This window comes from Roseivirga spongicola (genome assembly GCF_034376045.1).
Lineage (GTDB): Bacteria > Bacteroidota > Bacteroidia > Cytophagales > Cyclobacteriaceae > Roseivirga > Roseivirga spongicola.
Genome location: NZ_CP139724.1, coordinates 2,505,001 through 2,521,215, shown reverse-complemented (window position 1 = coordinate 2,521,215; position 16,215 = coordinate 2,505,001). Strand labels below are relative to the sequence as shown.

12 protein-coding genes and 2 rRNA genes (1 of these 14 only partly in view) are annotated in these 16,215 nt (G+C 38.7%); 9 read left to right on the top strand and 5 right to left on the bottom strand.

Features of this window, described 5'->3' with window-relative positions:
* Positions 1-28 precede the first annotated feature (28 nt).
* The 4 genes from gcvH (at position 29) to T7867_RS11265 (ending at position 2,264) form a co-directional block, all read left to right on the top strand.
* The gene (gcvH, locus tag T7867_RS11280; protein ID WP_068218715.1) at positions 29-409 is read left to right on the top strand and encodes a glycine cleavage system protein GcvH; all 381 of its coding nucleotides are present in this window, start codon (positions 29-31) and stop codon (positions 407-409) included.
* 1 nt (position 410) lies between these two features.
* Positions 411-812, top strand: coding sequence for a VanZ family protein (locus tag T7867_RS11275; protein ID WP_273515517.1), 402 nt, complete (start codon positions 411-413; stop codon positions 810-812).
* 26 nt (positions 813-838) lie between these two features.
* Positions 839-1,513 carry an energy transducer TonB gene (locus T7867_RS11270; RefSeq protein ID WP_068218709.1) on the top strand — a complete coding sequence of 225 codons (675 nt, stop codon included), beginning with the start codon at positions 839-841 and terminating at the stop codon, positions 1,511-1,513.
* 79 nt (positions 1,514-1,592) lie between these two features.
* Positions 1,593-2,264 (top strand): energy transducer TonB, encoded by a 672-nt coding sequence (locus T7867_RS11265; protein WP_273515519.1) that lies wholly within the window; start codon positions 1,593-1,595, stop codon positions 2,262-2,264.
* A 131-nt stretch (positions 2,265-2,395) separates the two neighbouring features.
* Here the strand turns inward: T7867_RS11265 and T7867_RS11260 are convergent, their stop codons facing one another.
* From T7867_RS11260 to T7867_RS11250, 3 genes are read right to left on the bottom strand one after another with little or no spacing between them, the layout of a single operon-like run.
* Positions 2,396-3,274 carry a YicC/YloC family endoribonuclease gene (locus T7867_RS11260; protein WP_273515521.1) on the bottom strand — a complete coding sequence of 293 codons (879 nt, stop codon included), beginning with the start codon at positions 3,272-3,274 and terminating at the stop codon, positions 2,396-2,398.
* Positions 3,275-3,322: 48 nt separating this feature from the next.
* Positions 3,323-6,601 carry a hypothetical protein gene (locus tag T7867_RS11255; RefSeq protein ID WP_322299272.1) on the bottom strand — a complete coding sequence of 1,093 codons (3,279 nt, stop codon included), beginning with the start codon at positions 6,599-6,601 and terminating at the stop codon, positions 3,323-3,325.
* Positions 6,602-6,622: 21 nt separating this feature from the next.
* Positions 6,623-7,675, bottom strand: coding sequence for an NAD(P)/FAD-dependent oxidoreductase (locus T7867_RS11250; RefSeq protein WP_273515526.1), 1,053 nt, complete (start codon positions 7,673-7,675; stop codon positions 6,623-6,625).
* A 76-nt stretch (positions 7,676-7,751) separates the two neighbouring features.
* Here T7867_RS11250 and T7867_RS11245 point away from each other — a divergent pair, with 76 nt between their 5' ends.
* Genes T7867_RS11245 through T7867_RS11225 form a run of 5 tightly spaced genes read left to right on the top strand, consistent with a single transcriptional unit; the run spans position 7,752 to position 14,954 of the window.
* Complete coding sequence (locus T7867_RS11245; protein ID WP_273515529.1) at positions 7,752-8,390, top strand: MBL fold metallo-hydrolase; 639 nt, start codon at positions 7,752-7,754, stop codon at positions 8,388-8,390.
* Positions 8,387-9,097, top strand: coding sequence for a CDP-alcohol phosphatidyltransferase family protein (locus T7867_RS11240; protein WP_273515532.1), 711 nt, complete (start codon positions 8,387-8,389; stop codon positions 9,095-9,097). Before T7867_RS11245 ends, T7867_RS11240 begins: the two co-directional genes overlap by 4 nt.
* Positions 9,098-9,100: 3 nt before the next feature.
* Positions 9,101-12,496 carry a type IX secretion system sortase PorU gene (gene porU, locus T7867_RS11235; RefSeq protein WP_322299271.1) on the top strand — a complete coding sequence of 1,132 codons (3,396 nt, stop codon included), beginning with the start codon at positions 9,101-9,103 and terminating at the stop codon, positions 12,494-12,496.
* Between the two features lie 31 nt (positions 12,497-12,527).
* The gene (gene porV, locus T7867_RS11230) at positions 12,528-13,676 is read left to right on the top strand and encodes a type IX secretion system outer membrane channel protein PorV (RefSeq protein WP_068218680.1); all 1,149 of its coding nucleotides are present in this window, start codon (positions 12,528-12,530) and stop codon (positions 13,674-13,676) included.
* Between the two features lie 3 nt (positions 13,677-13,679).
* Positions 13,680-14,954: a M16 family metallopeptidase gene (locus tag T7867_RS11225; RefSeq protein ID WP_068218678.1), complete on the top strand. Its 1,275-nt coding sequence runs from the start codon at positions 13,680-13,682 to the stop codon at positions 14,952-14,954.
* A gap of 292 nt (positions 14,955-15,246) precedes the next feature.
* Here T7867_RS11225 and rrf read toward each other — a convergent pair.
* Both rrf and T7867_RS11215 read right to left on the bottom strand, forming a co-directional pair.
* Positions 15,247-15,358, bottom strand: a 5S ribosomal RNA gene (rrf, locus tag T7867_RS11220).
* A gap of 93 nt (positions 15,359-15,451) precedes the next feature.
* Positions 15,452-16,215, bottom strand: a 23S ribosomal RNA gene (locus tag T7867_RS11215) (it continues 2,110 nt past the right edge of the window).

The following is a 16,215-nucleotide window of genomic DNA, read 5'->3' as shown; positions in this document are numbered from 1 at the left end:
TAATTTTGGTGCAAATTGAAATGACACTATGAACGTACCTGCAGACTTAAAGTACACCAAAGACCACGAGTGGGTGAAGGTAGATGGCGATGTAGCCACAGTAGGCATCACAGACTTTGCCCAAGGCGAACTAGGTGATATTGTTTATGTTGAAATTGAAACTGAAGGAGACACTCTAAATGCTAATGAAGTATTTGGTACTGTTGAAGCAGTAAAAACAGTTTCAGACTTGTTTATGCCACTGAGTGGAGAGATTGTGGAGGTAAATGAAGACCTCGAAGACTCACCAGAAAAAGTAAACGACAACGCTTATGAAGAAGGTTGGATGATCAAAATTAAATTATCTGATTCATCTCAATTAGATGACCTTCTTTCTGCAGAAGACTACAAGTCGCTTATAGCAGGTTAAGATGTTTGAGAAGCTGAGGCCGTATGCTTATTGGCCAGCAATAATCTGGGCCATAACCTTGGCCTTTTTAATGCTACTACCACAAGACACTTTTCCGCAGTCAAAGCTTCTTTCTTACGACAAATTAGCCCACCTAGCTGTTTTTCTGATATTTAGTCTATTGGTACTTATTGGGTACACTCTTAAAGGAAAACTGAAAGGTAAAGGAACGAAACAAAGGAATCTCACGTTAACTATATGCTTAGTTTACGGAATTATCCTAGAAGGTTTGCAACAATATGTACCTGGTCGTATGGCAGATATTTATGATTTACTTGCAAATTTTACAGGAGCCTTGTTTGGTGTAATTGTTTTTATGATTTTTATCAAAAATAAACTTGCGATTCCTAAACTAATATTATAGTTTTAGAATCTAACTGAAGAAAAGTTATGGAATTAAAGAAAACCCCTAAAGCGGATGTCGGCAAAAAAAGAACCATGTATATGGCTCTTGGCCTGATCATTAGCTTGTCCCTAACTTTATATGCTTTCGAAGCAAAGCAGTATGAAGAAGGCGAGTTGATGGATCTAGGTATGGCTCCGGATGATTTTGAAGAATTAACCGAAATACCTCCAACCGAGCAACCACCGCCACCACCGCCACCAATTAAGCAGCCTCAAATTATCGAAATTCCAGATGAGGAAGAGATTGAAGAAGAAATTGAAATTGACCTTGATGTAGAAATCACAGAAGAAACTGAGGTTGAGGAAATCATCTTCGAAGAGGAGCCAGAAGAAGAAGTGGCAGATGAAGTATTCATGATCGTAGAAGAGCAAGCTTCTTTCCCTGGTGGAAACGCTGCTTGGATGAAATACTTAAGTAAAAACCTTGAATACCCAAGACAAGCTAAAAGAATGGGTATTGATGGAGCTGTATTCTTATCTTTCATTGTAGACAAAGAAGGTAACATTTCTGATATCCAAGTTATTCGTGGAATCGGAGGTGGATGTGATGAAGAAGCCGTAAGAGTACTAAAAGAGTCTCCAAAGTGGAATCCTGGAAAGCAGCGAGGTAGAGCTGTGAAGTCCAGAATGCAATTTAGGATAGTTTTCAAGCTGAAATAAATAATGAAGCCCGCTGAGAAGTGGGTTTTATTTTAAACACAATAACTAAATAATTAGTTTTAACACTAGATAAATAGTCATGGAAATTAAGAAGAACAACTCAGTAAATTATACTCTTAAAAGAAACCTCTTTATGAGTATTGGTCTATGCATCAGTTCACTCCTTGTGTTCTCAGCATTTCAGATTAAGACAGAAATTCAACCAGATAAAATTATTGGCCATTATTCCCTGGACTCTGAAATATTTGACGAAACGCCAATAACCAAACACAAAGAACCACAGCCCCCAAAGCCTAAACCACAACCTGTGCTTATAGACATTGTTGATGATGAAATTGAAACACCAGAGATAGATATTCCCGACTTTGATTTTGAAGCAACAGATGTCATTGAAGATTACGAATCGTACGATATCCCAGATGAAATAGTCAATGACAACACCATTGTTATAGCTGAAACTCAAGCTAGCTTTCCTGGTGGTATGCAGGCTTGGGGTCAGTTTCTACATGACAATCTTAAGTACCCAAAAATGGCCAAAAGGGCTGGAATTGAGGGGAAAGTATTTCTAAACTTTGTCGTGGATAAGGAAGGAAACATATCCGATATAGAGGTTGTAAGAGGCATTGGTGCTGGTTGTGATGACGAGGCCATAAGGGTACTAAAAATGGCTCCTAAATGGAATCCTGGTCTACAAAGAGGCAATCCAGTAAAGTCAAGAATGTCTCTATTTATACACTTTGATTTAAGGTAGATATTCAGGGTGAAAATTCTCCCATAAACTCACAGTCAGATCTTCCCAGCATCTCTGGGAAGGTCAGGGTTTACAGGCAGTGCACCAATCTTTACGTTGAGCTATAATTAAGGCCTTAGAGCAAGGTAAGACTATATAATGTTTAGTAACTGCTCCTTAATCTTTTCGAGTTCGTCTTTCATGCCTACAACTAGCTTTTGGACTGGAGCATAATTAGCCTTTGAGCCAATCGTGTTAATCTCTCTACCAATTTCTTGACTGATAAACCCAAGCTTCTTTCCTTGGGAATCATCTTCGGCCATTACCTCTCTGAAATAACTTAAGTGATTCTTCAACCTCACTATCTCTTCAGAAATGTCTAGTTTCTCTATATAGTAGATCATTTCCTGCTCAAAACGATTCTTATCAAACTCATCCGAGCCTTCAATCTCTTGCTGATGCTTCTTAATTCGTTCTTTTATAACCTCTACCCTATCAGGATCGTGACTTATTATTTCTTCAAGCTGACTTGCGATACCATCTATATAACTCACTAACTCTTTTTCCAAGTTGGCTCCTTCTTGAATACGAAAGTCATCGCAATGTGCTATCGCTTGTTTTAGCAAAGGCATCAGCTGAGTCCACTGCTCTTCTAAAACTTTCTCATCAATATTAGAAGATGACATAACATCAGGACTATGCAAGGCAAGCCTGAAAATATCATTAGTAGAAGCGCCAACCTCTTGTGCCAGCTTATTATACTCCTTGTAGTATCTTCTGAACAACTCATGATTCACCTGCTCACTTTCCACGTCAGTATCTTGAGTAAGTTCAACATTAAGCGAAACCTTACCCCTTTTCAAACTATCGGAAATAAGTGATCTTATTTCTAATTCTTTGCCCTGAAAAGTTCGTGGTACTTTGAGTTGCAGATCTAAGAACTTAGAATTTAATGTTCTAATCTCCACATCGGCTTGAAAGCCATTAATCTTACCTTTTGTTCGGCCGTAGCCAGTCATAGATTTCAGCATACTCTAAAATTGAATATCAAAAATAGACTAATTCAGATGCTAAAAAAACTAGAAGTCGTATCCGAATGAAAGTTGGAGTTTTGGATCTAGGGTTTCGAAGTTGCGGATAGGGAAAGAGAAGTCAATTCTTGAGAAGAAACCGAACAACATAGTTCTTACTCCTACTCCTGTGCTTTGAAGCCATGGATTGGAGAAATTGTTTATTACGGCACTAAATGGAGAATTGTCATTCCTAATTTCCTCAATATTCAAGTTATTCTTCTTTTTAAACGGTGATAGATCATCCCAAGCAGAACCAATATCATAAAACGCAACAAACTGCAGGTTTCTCAAGAAGTTAGATTTCAAATCGCTGTTACTCATTAATTGGTTAATCGGAAACCTCAGCTCACCTGAGAATGTCATTACATTTCTACCTTGGAAAGTATTATAGTTATAGCCTCGAAGGTTAGTAAACTGATGAAATAAAACATCGCTGTTATCAAAAAGTGTTTGAAACTCTAATGGATTAATCTCAGCATTACTAGACTCTATTGTATTGAAAGCCCAGTTATCAACTCCTCCTAAAAGATACTTTTTCGGTGCATTTCCATAGTAAGACCCAAAATATGCCCTGCCTGCTAAGTAGATAGCTCTGTTTAACTTATAATAATGACGGACATCTACTTCCAAATTACTGAAGCTGAGGGCATTTTGATTCATTTTTAAATGAGTTTCATACCTAATTTTAGCCCTTGTTCCTTGGTGAAGGTTGGTTCCAGTAACAATGGTATTGTCAAAAACTAATGATGAATTAAAGCCTAAGTAATCAGAGGTAATTTCAGAAACATATTGTGCCGGATTATTACTAGGTATTAGCAATCTGATATCTCTATCTATATACTTAGTTTGAGTGAAAAATGGATTAAACTCCAGTCTTAACTTATGAGTGAAGGGGTAACTCAACCCTATATTAAATGTACTCTTGTTGAATCGTTGATTTAAAAAATTCGATGCATTCATTCTCACAATGCTCTTTCTATAGTAGCCAGCACTGAGGTCAATTCTATTTTTCAGGTACTCATACTCACCATAAACATCATAACCAGAGCTAAAGCTAAGAGGTATTAACACCCCTCCTTTAAACCTATGGTTCTGGAGATAGTCATTCATTTCAATTTCTAATAATTGAGAAAACGAACGCAGCTCGTCTATCACAAAAGTGGTAACCACATTATTAGTCTGAAACCTATTCTCGTAATTAGTAGGGCCTTGTATAGTATTGCCGGCATTAGCATTTTGGTAAATACTTAAAAAAGATCTCCCACTAACATTTGGATCTTCAGATGGCTTCTCGAACCTATAATCCCTGGTGTCAACTTTGGTCTGAGCTTCAAACTCATACGCTTCCGTATTGATAGCACCTTCCTTAAGAGAGTCTAACTTTTGAAATGGAGATCGTGTAGAAGTTGGTAGTTTTTCGGGGTTACTGAGCGAATCTAGCTGATTATATTGCTTGCCAATTCTACTCCTTCTTCTTTCTGCTAAAATTCTAGCCACTTCTAAAGCACGCCTAGGTGTAACAGGGCTAAACATTGATGAGCCTATATCGATAGTTTTCAAAAAGACAGACTCTTCTCCGTTTTGACTAGAGACAAACGCAAGCATTCTTGATTGAGGGTGGTAGTCATATGCTTTTATACCATACAAAAAGTCGGTTATTTGGACACTAGTAGAGTCGTAACCATTAAACTTATAGATATTATTTATTCCTTGTTGATCTGACAAGTAAAGCACGAAGTTTCCATCTACAACCTTAGGGCGCTTCGCTACAGCCAAGGCATTTGTAAGCTTCTTAAATGAGCTGTCCGGGTAATCTATATCATATGCATAAAGATTAAACTGATTCCCTTCAACTTCTTTTAAAGTTTGTGGACCATCTACAAATACACTATCCGTTTTCCTGTTAGATATAAATACAATCTGATTAGAGCCTGGGTAAAAAGTGATATCTCTTTCATCATAATAATCATCGCTTATTTTTCTGACCTGCCCTCTAACTAGATTATAGGTAAATGCGTTCGGAACATCGTTTATAGCTCCTGTCATAACGGCAAACCTACCACCATCTTTAAAATCAAAACTTTGTATTTTACTTAGTAATGGGATTTCTATCTTCTGCTCTCCCTTAGTACCTAATCTTTTTACAGCTACTATATTGCGACCATCTTCCGCATAAACAATACCTAATGTTGTACTATCTGCCCAACTTAATAATGGATATTCCATATCTACCTCCTGGTCATTAAGCTTTAGTCCACCATTAAAGATCTCTCTTTCATCATTATTTGCCATATTCAGCACCTTAATACTGAATTGACCCTGAGACATTCTAGAATAAGCTAAAAACTTGCCGTCAGGACTGAACTTTACGTCAGTAAAGCTCATCCCATTTCTATTCTTCCCACTAACCCTATTAGCTTCATTTGGAAGTTTATAGGACTTTCTAAGTTCAACATTAGTGTTGCTATAAAAAACCCTCCATTCTTTCATAAACTGATCAAATGGCACCCCTAAGGTTCTCTCTATACTATTCTCTTCATTACGTATTATCCTTGCTAAATTCAGAATATTAGAGATACTTCTCTGCCCATATTTTTGAGCAATAAAATTCCAAATAGATTGGCCCAAGAGGATATTCATCTCTGGCGTTAGCTTAACAAAACTATCCTCAATTGTAGTAGAAACATATTCTCTTACTGCATCGTCAGATTTACTATCCCACCCAACGGACACGTATCTGGCAATACCCCCAGTAAACCATAGTGGAATGGGATTAGTAAAGGAGCTCTGAAACATTTCGGCTATGTTTCCTCCGTAAAGCATCTCCTCTATCAGCATTTCGGTAATGCTGTAAATAACCTTTTCTTTAAATGAGGTGTAGTCACCAGAGTAAGCCAACTCAACTTGCGACTGAACAAAATCGGTTTGACCACCCACAGTAAAATCACCAGCATTAACCCCAACGTTACTCTGCTGTTTGTCTACAACTGAGTTATAGAGGAATACTCGAATTTTCGCAAATGGTGGGTATCCGATGGTTTCTGTAATTCGGCTAAACTCTTCTTCTAGGTATTCTATTGTCTTGTAAGCAATATCTCTACCTCCATTATAGAAGTAAACCTCAAAATTTTCAGAGGCATAGTAGCTCCAATCGAAATACTTGTATTGGATTCGGTTCTTACCAAACTCTACTTTATAGGTTTGAGCCTGTGTCTGAGGTGTAGCAATGAATAAAATCAGTGCAAAAAAAGATGCTTGAAGTAGCCTAGTATAATCTCTCACCATATATGGTTACTGAAGAAACAATTAAAATAACGAAAAAAACCTTTTAATATTGACCTCGGCATCTAAAGGTTGTTCATCTTCCATATGCTCAACCAATTGCTTGGCATAAAATGGAGCTAGAGACACTCCTTTTGTACCTAAACCATTAAAAATCCAAATCCCCTTCTCTACTGGATGTTCTCCAATAAAAGGTTTTCGGTCTTTTGTTGCTGGTCGAACACCTGCTTTTTGGTCAATCACCTCAAAGTCGAAATTTATCAACTTTTCAACCCTTTGTATTAACTCGTCTTTTGCCTTTTTGGTTGGAAGTTCATTGAGTTCATTATGCTCATAAGTAGAACCACATTTCATGAAACCGTTACCGAGAGGTATTACAAATACACCTCTGTTATAAATTACCCTTGGAGAAACGTCAGATTTCATAAAAAGCAACTCTCCCTTTACCAAACTAAATGGCAACCATGAGAAGTATGGGTTATCGACCCCGAGTCTTCCGTCACAAAATATTATTCGTTTAGCCGTCACTCCCTTGAATGAACAGCCCTCTGTTAACTTCTGGAATTGAGTAAAATGAAAATCAGATTCAATTAGCTTCTTACTTCTTCTCAGCTTGTCTTTAAATGCTTCTAAAAAAACTGAAGTATCCAAGTATCCTGATTTACTCAGCAATAAGCCACCATAAGGATTAGACACTTCATTAGTCCATTCAGGTTTGGATTTAATCTCTTTAATATAATTCGAGTATTGATTTTCGGCACTTTTTGCCATCCACTCATTCTGCTCTTCTATGGAAAAAAACGGTCTATAAATCGGAGTATCAAACAAAAAACTGGTCTTCAACTCTGATTCCAGTCCCATATAATAAGGTATGAGATAATCGAAAAGCCTGTCGCAATTCCAAGTTTTAACCATTTGCCTTCCGGTAATAGGGTTGTATAACCCTCCAGCCACCTTAGAAGAATTAGATTTGGTGGCATCGTCTACAACCATCACCTCTTTTCCTGCTTTTAATAAATGGTCAGCCAGCACACTCCCAGCAATTCCAGCCCCTACAATCAGATAGTCAACCCGCATGCTGTGAAATTATTGAAGTATTTTTGATTACTCTTGAATAATCAATGAAATTTAGAGCTTTCAAAAATTTGAATACATGGAGGTAATTAAATTCACTTTTAACCCTTTTATGGAGAATACATACATTCTTCATGATAGTGGCAAAGGAGTAATCATAGATCCGGGCTGCTATGACCCAGCTGAAGAACGAGCACTGATTGAGTGCATTGAAGATAAAAGTATTCAGATTGAGAAAATACTCAATACCCATGGTCATATAGACCATGTATTGGGTAACGCCTTTGTTAAAAGGCAATTTGACGTGCCTTTATGGGTTGGAGAACACGATGCTGCAACCTTAAAATCTGTAGAAGCCTATGCTTCTAGCTATGGATTTCAAAAGTATACACCATCTACACCAGATCAGTTCTTAAAAGAAGGTGATGAAATTAAAGTTGGAAATGGAACTTTGAAGGTGCTCTTCGCCCCTGGACATGCTCCTGGTCATATAGCATTTTACAATGCTGTTGACGGTTTTATAATTGGTGGAGATGTTCTGTTTCAAGAAAGCATCGGAAGAACGGACCTTCCTGGAGGGGATTTTGATACATTAATGGAAAGCATTAAAACCCAGTTCTTCACTCTTCCTGATGAAACAGTTGTTTACTCTGGTCATGGAGAAGAAACAACCATAGGTCACGAGAAACTATACAATCCTTTTTGTAAGCTAGTATGAGTTGGATCAAAAAGAATATCCCAAACCTATTCACCTTAGGTAATCTTTGCCTTGGAGTCTTAGCTATTCAGCAAATTCTAACGAAACCTGAAAACAGTGAGCCGGTAGTTCATCTATACGTATTCCTGGCAGCTTTTTTCGATTTGCTAGATGGGGCCGTGGCGCGGGCCTTAAAAGTATCTTCAAAGTTAGGTGTACAGCTAGATTCACTTGCTGACCTAATTACATTTGGAGTATTGCCAACCTTCATCTACGCCTCAATGTACCCCATTCAAGGCTGGGGATATCTAATTTTGTTGGTTCCAGCTTGTTCCGCTATAAGACTTGCAGTATTCAATATCTCTGAAGATCAACATACAAGCTTTAAAGGTATTTCTACAACAGCACACGGCCTATTCGTCTCAACGCTTCCCATAATAGTATGGCAGGGAGAGAGTTACTTTGGGAAGAGTTTAACTGAAACACCTATAGCATGGGTAATCATGGCCGTATTCTTTTCTTATCTAATGGTATCTCCTTTAAGAATGATATCTCTAAAATTCAAAGGCTTTGGTTTCGCTTCTAATTGGGAAAAGTACATATTACTTGTGTCAGGTTTAGTTCTAGCCATTACTCTACAGTATCAGGCTGCTCCATGGATAATGATAATCTATCTATTGCTCTCTATAATCACTAACTTTAAGAGACCCGAAAATGCGAACAAATAGGGTTTGTCGTTATTCAATTGTCATATTCAAACTTTGAAGCGCTTAAACCTACTTCTTATTTCTTTACTGCTAATTCCGCAATGCCTTTTGTGCCAGAGCAGTGTTTTAGGCTCTGGTAAATGGGTGAAAATGTCGTTCTCGGAGTCTGGAGTATACAAAATCACATGGAATAAGCTCAGAGAATTTGGTTTTGATCCATCAGATATAGACCCCAAAAACATAGCTATCTATGGTCAGAACGGGGGTATGCTTGCGCAAAGCCTAAGCGAAAATCGCTACATAGACCTCCAAGAAAATCCTATCACGGTAGTTGGTGAGTCCGATGGCGTATTTGGTGAAAACGACTACATATTGTTTTATGTAGATGAGATTAACCAAGTAGATTATGACGCAAATTCCGATCAATTCAACATAACCAGGAACCTATACACGGATGAAATCTTCTATTTTCTGACTATTAAGAACGAGCCAGGACTTAGGTTAGAAGCAAAACCAGACTTAGGAAGCTCAGGTAATTTAGTAAAATCGGCTAGACAGCTTGTATACCACGAGTCAGATGAGACAAACATTCTTTCCTCTGGAAGAGAATGGTTTGGCGAACAACTGAATGCCATTAACTCAATCAGCTTTCAACATCAGACACCCAGTCTGTCACCTAATAGTACCGTCAAAGTATTTGCAGAATTTTTAAGCCAAGCCTATGTATCTACTAGCTTAGACATACAAATTAATAACAATGCTTTGGGCACTCTTAATTTTGAAGCCATACCAAACTCACAATATGCAGTTAAAGGAAACCTTCAGAATAATACATTCAGCATTAGCAGTACTCAAATAGATGACTCTCAAATAAACGTTCAATTCACCTATAATAGAAACGGAGCCAATAGTTCTGTAGCATACTTGAACAAGTACTGGGTTGACCTTCCGATTGAACCAGTTTTCACAAACAATCCATTAATTTTAAGATACCCAGCGCAAAACTCAGGCATTTCAACTTTCTCCATTAACAGTAATGCAAGTGCTCATCAAGTATGGGATGTCACCGATCCTACGAATATTAAAGAGCAGCAACATTCAGTCATCGATAACAAGATTACCTTTTCTACTTTCAGTAATACATACACTGAATTTATGGTCTTTAATTCGAACAATCTACCTGAGCCAGATTTATACGAAGACTTACAGAATCAAGACCTCAAATCATCAGTTGCAGTCGATTTTTTAATCATTACTCACGAGAGTTTACATTCGGAAGCTCAAAGACTTGCTGATTTTCGAAATTCCCACGATCAACTTTCTGTTCAAGTAGCCACTGTAAATCAGATTTACAATGAGTTTAGTGCTGGCCGACAAGATGTATCAGCAATAAGGAATTTCATCAAATACAAGTACGATCAAGGCACCTTAAAATATGTACTTTTCTTTGGTAAAGGATCCTACGATTACAAAGACCGAATAGAAGAAAACACCAATTTGGTACCCATTTACGAATCAAGGAACTCTATACATCCCTTGCTCACTTTTGCTTCAGACGATTTTTATGGCTTCTTAGAAAACCATGAAGGAGAATGGGAAGAATCTACCGCAGGAGACCACTCTCTAGACATTGGCGTGGGACGTATACCTGCCAAGGATTTAGCACAAGCTAAAAAGGCCGTAGATAAAATAATACTTTACCAAACTAGCCCAAGTACCTTAGGCGACTGGAGAAGTAAAGTACTTTTTGTTGCAGACGATGGTGATAGAAACATTCACCAACGAGATGCTGACCAGTTAGCTACGCTAGTCGACACCTCTTTTCAACAGTTTCAAATCAGAAAGCTCTATTTAGATGCATTTAAACAAGAACGCTTACCTTCTGGTGAAACCTCAAGAGATGCAGAAAAAGCACTAATTGAGGCAGTCAATGAAGGACGATTAATCATCAATTTTACTGGCCATGGTGCAGAATTTGGTTGGATGCAAGAGAGAATTCTCACTTTCGAACTAATGGAAGAATGGAGAAACACCTACAAGCTTCCATTTCTTATAACCGCTACTTGCGAATTTGGAAGAAATGACGACCCCTTAACTGAATCTGGCGCAGAAAGACTGATCTTTAAAAATGTAGGTGGAACAATAGGGCTCTTGACCACTACAAGGCCCGTGTTTTCTAGTACGAACTATAGGCTGAACCAAGCACTCTATGGAACCATGTTAAATAAGCAAGGGGATGAATACCAAAGGCTCGGAGATGTAATCAAATACACTAAAAACAACTCGTTAGAAGGAAGTCTCAATCGTAATTTTATTCTACTTGGTGACCCCAGTATGAGACTGTCATATCCTAAAAACGAAATAAGTGTTACGGCTATTAATGGTAAGACTCCGTCCAAAAAAGATACAATCAAAGCACTTCAACCAGTTACTATAGAAGGTCAAATTACCGCAGGAGGTCAATTGAATTCTAGCTTTCAAGGCACCATTGGCTTTACTTTGTTTGATAAGTCTCAAGAGAAGACCACAAGGGGCTCCGAAAACCCTCCATTTCAGTTCCAAGAAAGAGATATAGTTCTATTTAAAGGAATGGCCTCGGTAACCTCCGGAAAGTTCAAGCTTGATTTCATTGTCCCTAAAAATATCAATTATGCTTTCGGTGAAGGTAAAATGCTAGTATATGCAATTGAAAACAATGAGAATTCTGATGCTTTGGGAAGCAATCTAAACTTCACACTGGGTGGTACCTTTGAAAACCACCTAGTAGACAATACCCCGCCTGAAATACGAATCTTCTTAAACGACACCTTAAAGGCAGTAAGTGGAATCTATGATCAAAACGTAAAAACCATAATTAAGCTCTCTGATGAAAGTGGAATTAATATTTCGGAATCAGTATTAGGTCAGAGTTTAACTCTCAACTTCAATGACAGTCTCACTTTCAACTTGAATGATCGCTACAGCGCTCAACTCGACAACTACAAGAAAGGTATTGCAGAATTGGATCTTGAAGATCTTAGTACAGGCAAATACACACTCACTGTATCTGCTAGAGATGTCCATGGTAATTCATCATCCAAAACAGTAGAGTTTGAGATTAGAACCAAAAGTTCATTTATTACAGAAATAAAAAGCTATCCTAACCCGTTTATAGATGAAACCTTCTTTAGTGTTGGGCACAATCTTTTGGGAGAAAATCTAAATCTAGAGATTGAAATACTAAACAGTAGAGGTCAACCTGTCAATAATTTACTGACAGAAATATTGAGTGCAGAAGAGACAATACAACTTAAATGGGATGGTAAAAACCACCATAAACAAAGTCTCGAAGCAGGAATATATTTTTACACACTCAGGTTGGCATCAAATACTACAGGAAAAAGCGACTTTGTACGCGGAAAACTGATAATTTCGAATTAACTATATAGTACTATCTTTGAACAAAAATTTCATGCGAAATAGGCTCATCATTCTCACCACAATTATTACCTATTTTTCGGTCAATGTATACGCTCAAAACTCAGGAACCATTAGTGGTCAAGATACAGATCGCAATGTAATAGCAACAGCTGTCCCGTTTTTAACAATCGCTCCAGACCCTGTTTCTGGCGCCATGGGCGATGTAGGAGTAGCAACCACACCAGACATAAACTCCACTTTCTGGAACCCAGCTAAGCTTACGTTTATCAACCAAAACTCTGGACTAGGTTTAACCTTTACCCCTTGGCTAAAGAAGTACGTAGACGATATGTCTTTGTCTTACCTTTCTGGCTATAAGAAACTCGATGATGAACAAGCCTTTGGTGCTGCTCTAACCTATTTCAACCTTGGTGATATTGAGCTCACTAATGGAAACGGGCAACCAATAGGAAGCTTTACTCCGAGAGAATTTGCTATATCTGCCTCATATTCTAGAAAACTTAGCGACAATTTAAGCATAGGGGTTACTGGTAAGTACATTCTCTCTAACCTGTCTGGAAACATTACTACAAGCCCTGTAACCGATCCAAAACCAGGAACAAGCATCGCTGCCGACATTGGAATCTACCACAACCAACAAATTACAGTTTTCAATAAGCAGTCATTACTGGCTTTAGGAGCTTCTATTACCAATATCGGTTCCAAAATATCTTACAATAGTGCAGATGAAGAGGACTTCATACCTACCAACCTAAGGATAGGGAGTTCACTTTCTTCATTTTTAGATCCTTATAACAAAATCACTTTAGCCTTAGACCTCAATAAACTGATGGTACCAACTCCGCAAGCTGATGGGTCACATCGCGACAAAGGATTACTAGCAGGTATGTTCGGATCATTCGGAGACGCTCCAGGCGGCTTCAAAGAAGAAATTCAAGAAATAATGTATTCAGTGGGAGCTGAGTATGAATATCGCGAAACTTTCGCTTTAAGAGCTGGGTATTTCTACGAACATGTAAACAAGGGAAATAGAAAATATTTCACCGCTGGCGTGGGCTTTAAGTTGCAGAAGCTAGAGCTTAACTTTTCCTACCTAGTACCTCAATTGCAAGAGCATCCATTAGCCGAAACTCTAAGATTTGGAGCTATTTTCAATTTTACGAAATCAGAAGACAAATAATATATGCTTGATAGAACTCAGGCACCCCCAATTCGTCAGGTAAGTAACATCACTCTTCCCGAGATTGAGGACTATGACCTTGGTCAAGGAGGAAAACTCTATCTTCATAGAGAGAGTAACACCAATGCGTTTAAGGTTGAAATACTAACGAAGGCAGGAAACATTTCTGCTAAAAATGCAGCTAGTGTTCAATTAACACTTAAAATGCTAGCTGAAGGCACCAAAAAACGCACTGGTCATCAGCTATCTGAACAAATAGATTCTCTTGGGAGCTTTTTAGAAATCAGCCCAAGTTTTGACCATTCTTCCGTGGCCATCTACGGACTGAAAAAGCATTTTAAAGAGAACCTAAGCCTCTTATCTGAAATGCTCTATACTCCTGAGTTCAATCAAAAGTCTTTAAAACTATTAAAAGAAAGAGAGATCAATAAATTACAGATGAACCTTGAAAAGGGCTCCTACCTTTCTTCTACAAATTTAAGAAAGACACTCTTCAACGGTCATCCTTATGGTTATATCCTATCTATCGAAGACTTAGAATCAGTCTCAATTGATGAAATAAAAGCTCTCTATCAAAGTAGTGTTTTATCATTTGATGTCTATCTATCTGGAGATATTCCGATTGACGCAGTTCAGGTTATTCAGCATTTATTCGGCACAAACATTCAGTACACTACAAGATCCGGTTTAGAGCACTTCCAAGCTTTTGGAGAAAGCATCTGTCACCGCGACAAGAAGTTTGTTCAGAGCTCCATTAAACAAGGAAAAAGGCTATTCAACCGATCACACCCTGACTATCTGAAATTTATGGTTAGCAATGAAATTTTAGGTGGGTACTTCGGTTCAAGGTTAATGAAAAATATAAGAGAAGAAAAAGGTTACACATATGGAGTCTACTCTTCCCTATACTCTCTTAAGCACGCTGGTTACTTCCTTATTTCTACAGATGTCAAAGGAGAAAACGAAAAAGAAACCCTTGAAGAAATCAGTAGAGAAATATACACTCTTCAAGACCAACTTATTCAAGAATCCGAATTGGAAACGGTAAAGAACTATATGTGTGGTTCTTTCATTAACTCTTTTAGTTCACCATTCGCTGCAATCACCAAATTCAAAACGGTGAATACTCAAGAAGTGGAATTTAGCTTCTATGAGCAATATATTGACCAAGTATTAAACACAACTGCACAAGATGTTTTGGGCTTAGCTTGTAAATATCTAGATCCTGCCTCTCTTAGAACTAGCATAGCAGGACCATTCAAAGAACCTAGCCTATAAGTTTTTACAGATTCATCATCTGGAGTACGTTGTTAAACCAGTCGAGGTAGCTAGCTGGTATTCTTTATCAACCTATAAGTACTGAAGAACAATCCATTCCACTTCAATTTAAGAAGATAATAGTTGTGATAGTAGCTATCATGCAAAGAGTTTGAGTGATAAGCCGAAGCTAAAAAATATTCACTACAAAAGGACACGGAGTTTCACCCGTTCATCAAATTCCTCCTACTGACAGCTAAAAAAAATGGGCATAAAAAAAGGGTCACTTAAAAAGTGACCCTTAGATCAATAAGGTTGGCGACTACTTACTCTCCCACCGGTAAAGGCAGTACCATCAGCGCAAGTGGGCTTAACTTCTCTGTTCGGAATGGAAAGAGGTGGGCCCCACCGCTATAATCACCATAAAATCTTAAATATTTTATGACATATTAATTGTAAGAGTATCACACAAGATTAGGTGTTGCAGGCTGTCCCTGTAAACAAGGACAGCCATGCGTTACGGAAAGTCTACGGGTAATTAGTACTGCTCAGCTATGACATTTCTGCCTTTACACCTGCAGCCTATCAACGTCATCATCTATAACGTCCCTTAAAGGAAGTCTCATCTCGAGGGGAGTTTCGCACTTAGATGCTTTCAGCGCTTATCTCTGCCCAACGTAGCTACCCAGCAATGCACCTGGCGGCACAACTGGTACACCAGCGGTTAGTCCAACTCGGTCCTCTCGTACTAAAGTCAGGTCCTCTCAAACTTCCAACGCCCACAACAGATAGAGACCGAACTGTCTCACGACGTTCTGAACCCAGCTCGCGTGCCACTTTAATGGGCGAACAGCCCAACCCTTGGGACCTTCTCCAGCCCCAGGATGTGACGAGCCGACATCGAGGTGCCAAACCTCCCCGTCGATGTGAGCTCTTGGGGGAGATCAGCCTGTTATCCCCAGAGTACCTTTTATCCTTTGAGCGATGGCCCTTCCATGCGGAACCACCGGATCACTATATCCGTCTTTCGACCCTGATCGGCTTGTAGGCCTCACAGTCAAGCACCCTTTTGCTATTGCACTCTGCGCACGGTTACCAAGCGTGCTGAGGGTACCTTTGAAAGCCTCCGTTACTCTTTTGGAGGCGACCACCCCAGTCAAACTACCCACCACACACTGTCTCCCTTTAGGGATTAGGCATCAGATAAATAAAGGGCGGTATTTCACCAACGACTCCAACATGCCTAGCGACACGCCTTCAAAGTCTCCCGCCTATCCTACAC

Bases quoted from the DNA above. Each gene is read 5' to 3' on its own strand.
- gcvH (WP_068218715.1), top strand. From the start codon at position 29: ATGAACGTACCTGCAGACTTAAAGTACACCAAAGACCACGAGTGGGTG.
- T7867_RS11275 (WP_273515517.1), top strand. From the start codon at position 411: ATGTTTGAGAAGCTGAGGCCGTATGCTTATTGGCCAGCAATAATCTGG.
- T7867_RS11270 (WP_068218709.1), top strand. From the start codon at position 839: ATGGAATTAAAGAAAACCCCTAAAGCGGATGTCGGCAAAAAAAGAACC.
- T7867_RS11265 (WP_273515519.1), top strand. From the start codon at position 1,593: ATGGAAATTAAGAAGAACAACTCAGTAAATTATACTCTTAAAAGAAAC.
- T7867_RS11260 (WP_273515521.1), bottom strand. From the start codon at position 3,274: ATGCTGAAATCTATGACTGGCTACGGCCGAACAAAAGGTAAGATTAAT.
- T7867_RS11255 (WP_322299272.1), bottom strand. From the start codon at position 6,601: ATGGTGAGAGATTATACTAGGCTACTTCAAGCATCTTTTTTTGCACTG.
- T7867_RS11250 (WP_273515526.1), bottom strand. From the start codon at position 7,675: ATGCGGGTTGACTATCTGATTGTAGGGGCTGGAATTGCTGGGAGTGTG.
- T7867_RS11245 (WP_273515529.1), top strand. From the start codon at position 7,752: ATGGAGGTAATTAAATTCACTTTTAACCCTTTTATGGAGAATACATAC.
- T7867_RS11240 (WP_273515532.1), top strand. From the start codon at position 8,387: ATGAGTTGGATCAAAAAGAATATCCCAAACCTATTCACCTTAGGTAAT.
- porV (WP_068218680.1), top strand. From the start codon at position 12,528: ATGCGAAATAGGCTCATCATTCTCACCACAATTATTACCTATTTTTCG.
- T7867_RS11225 (WP_068218678.1), top strand. From the start codon at position 13,680: ATGCTTGATAGAACTCAGGCACCCCCAATTCGTCAGGTAAGTAACATC.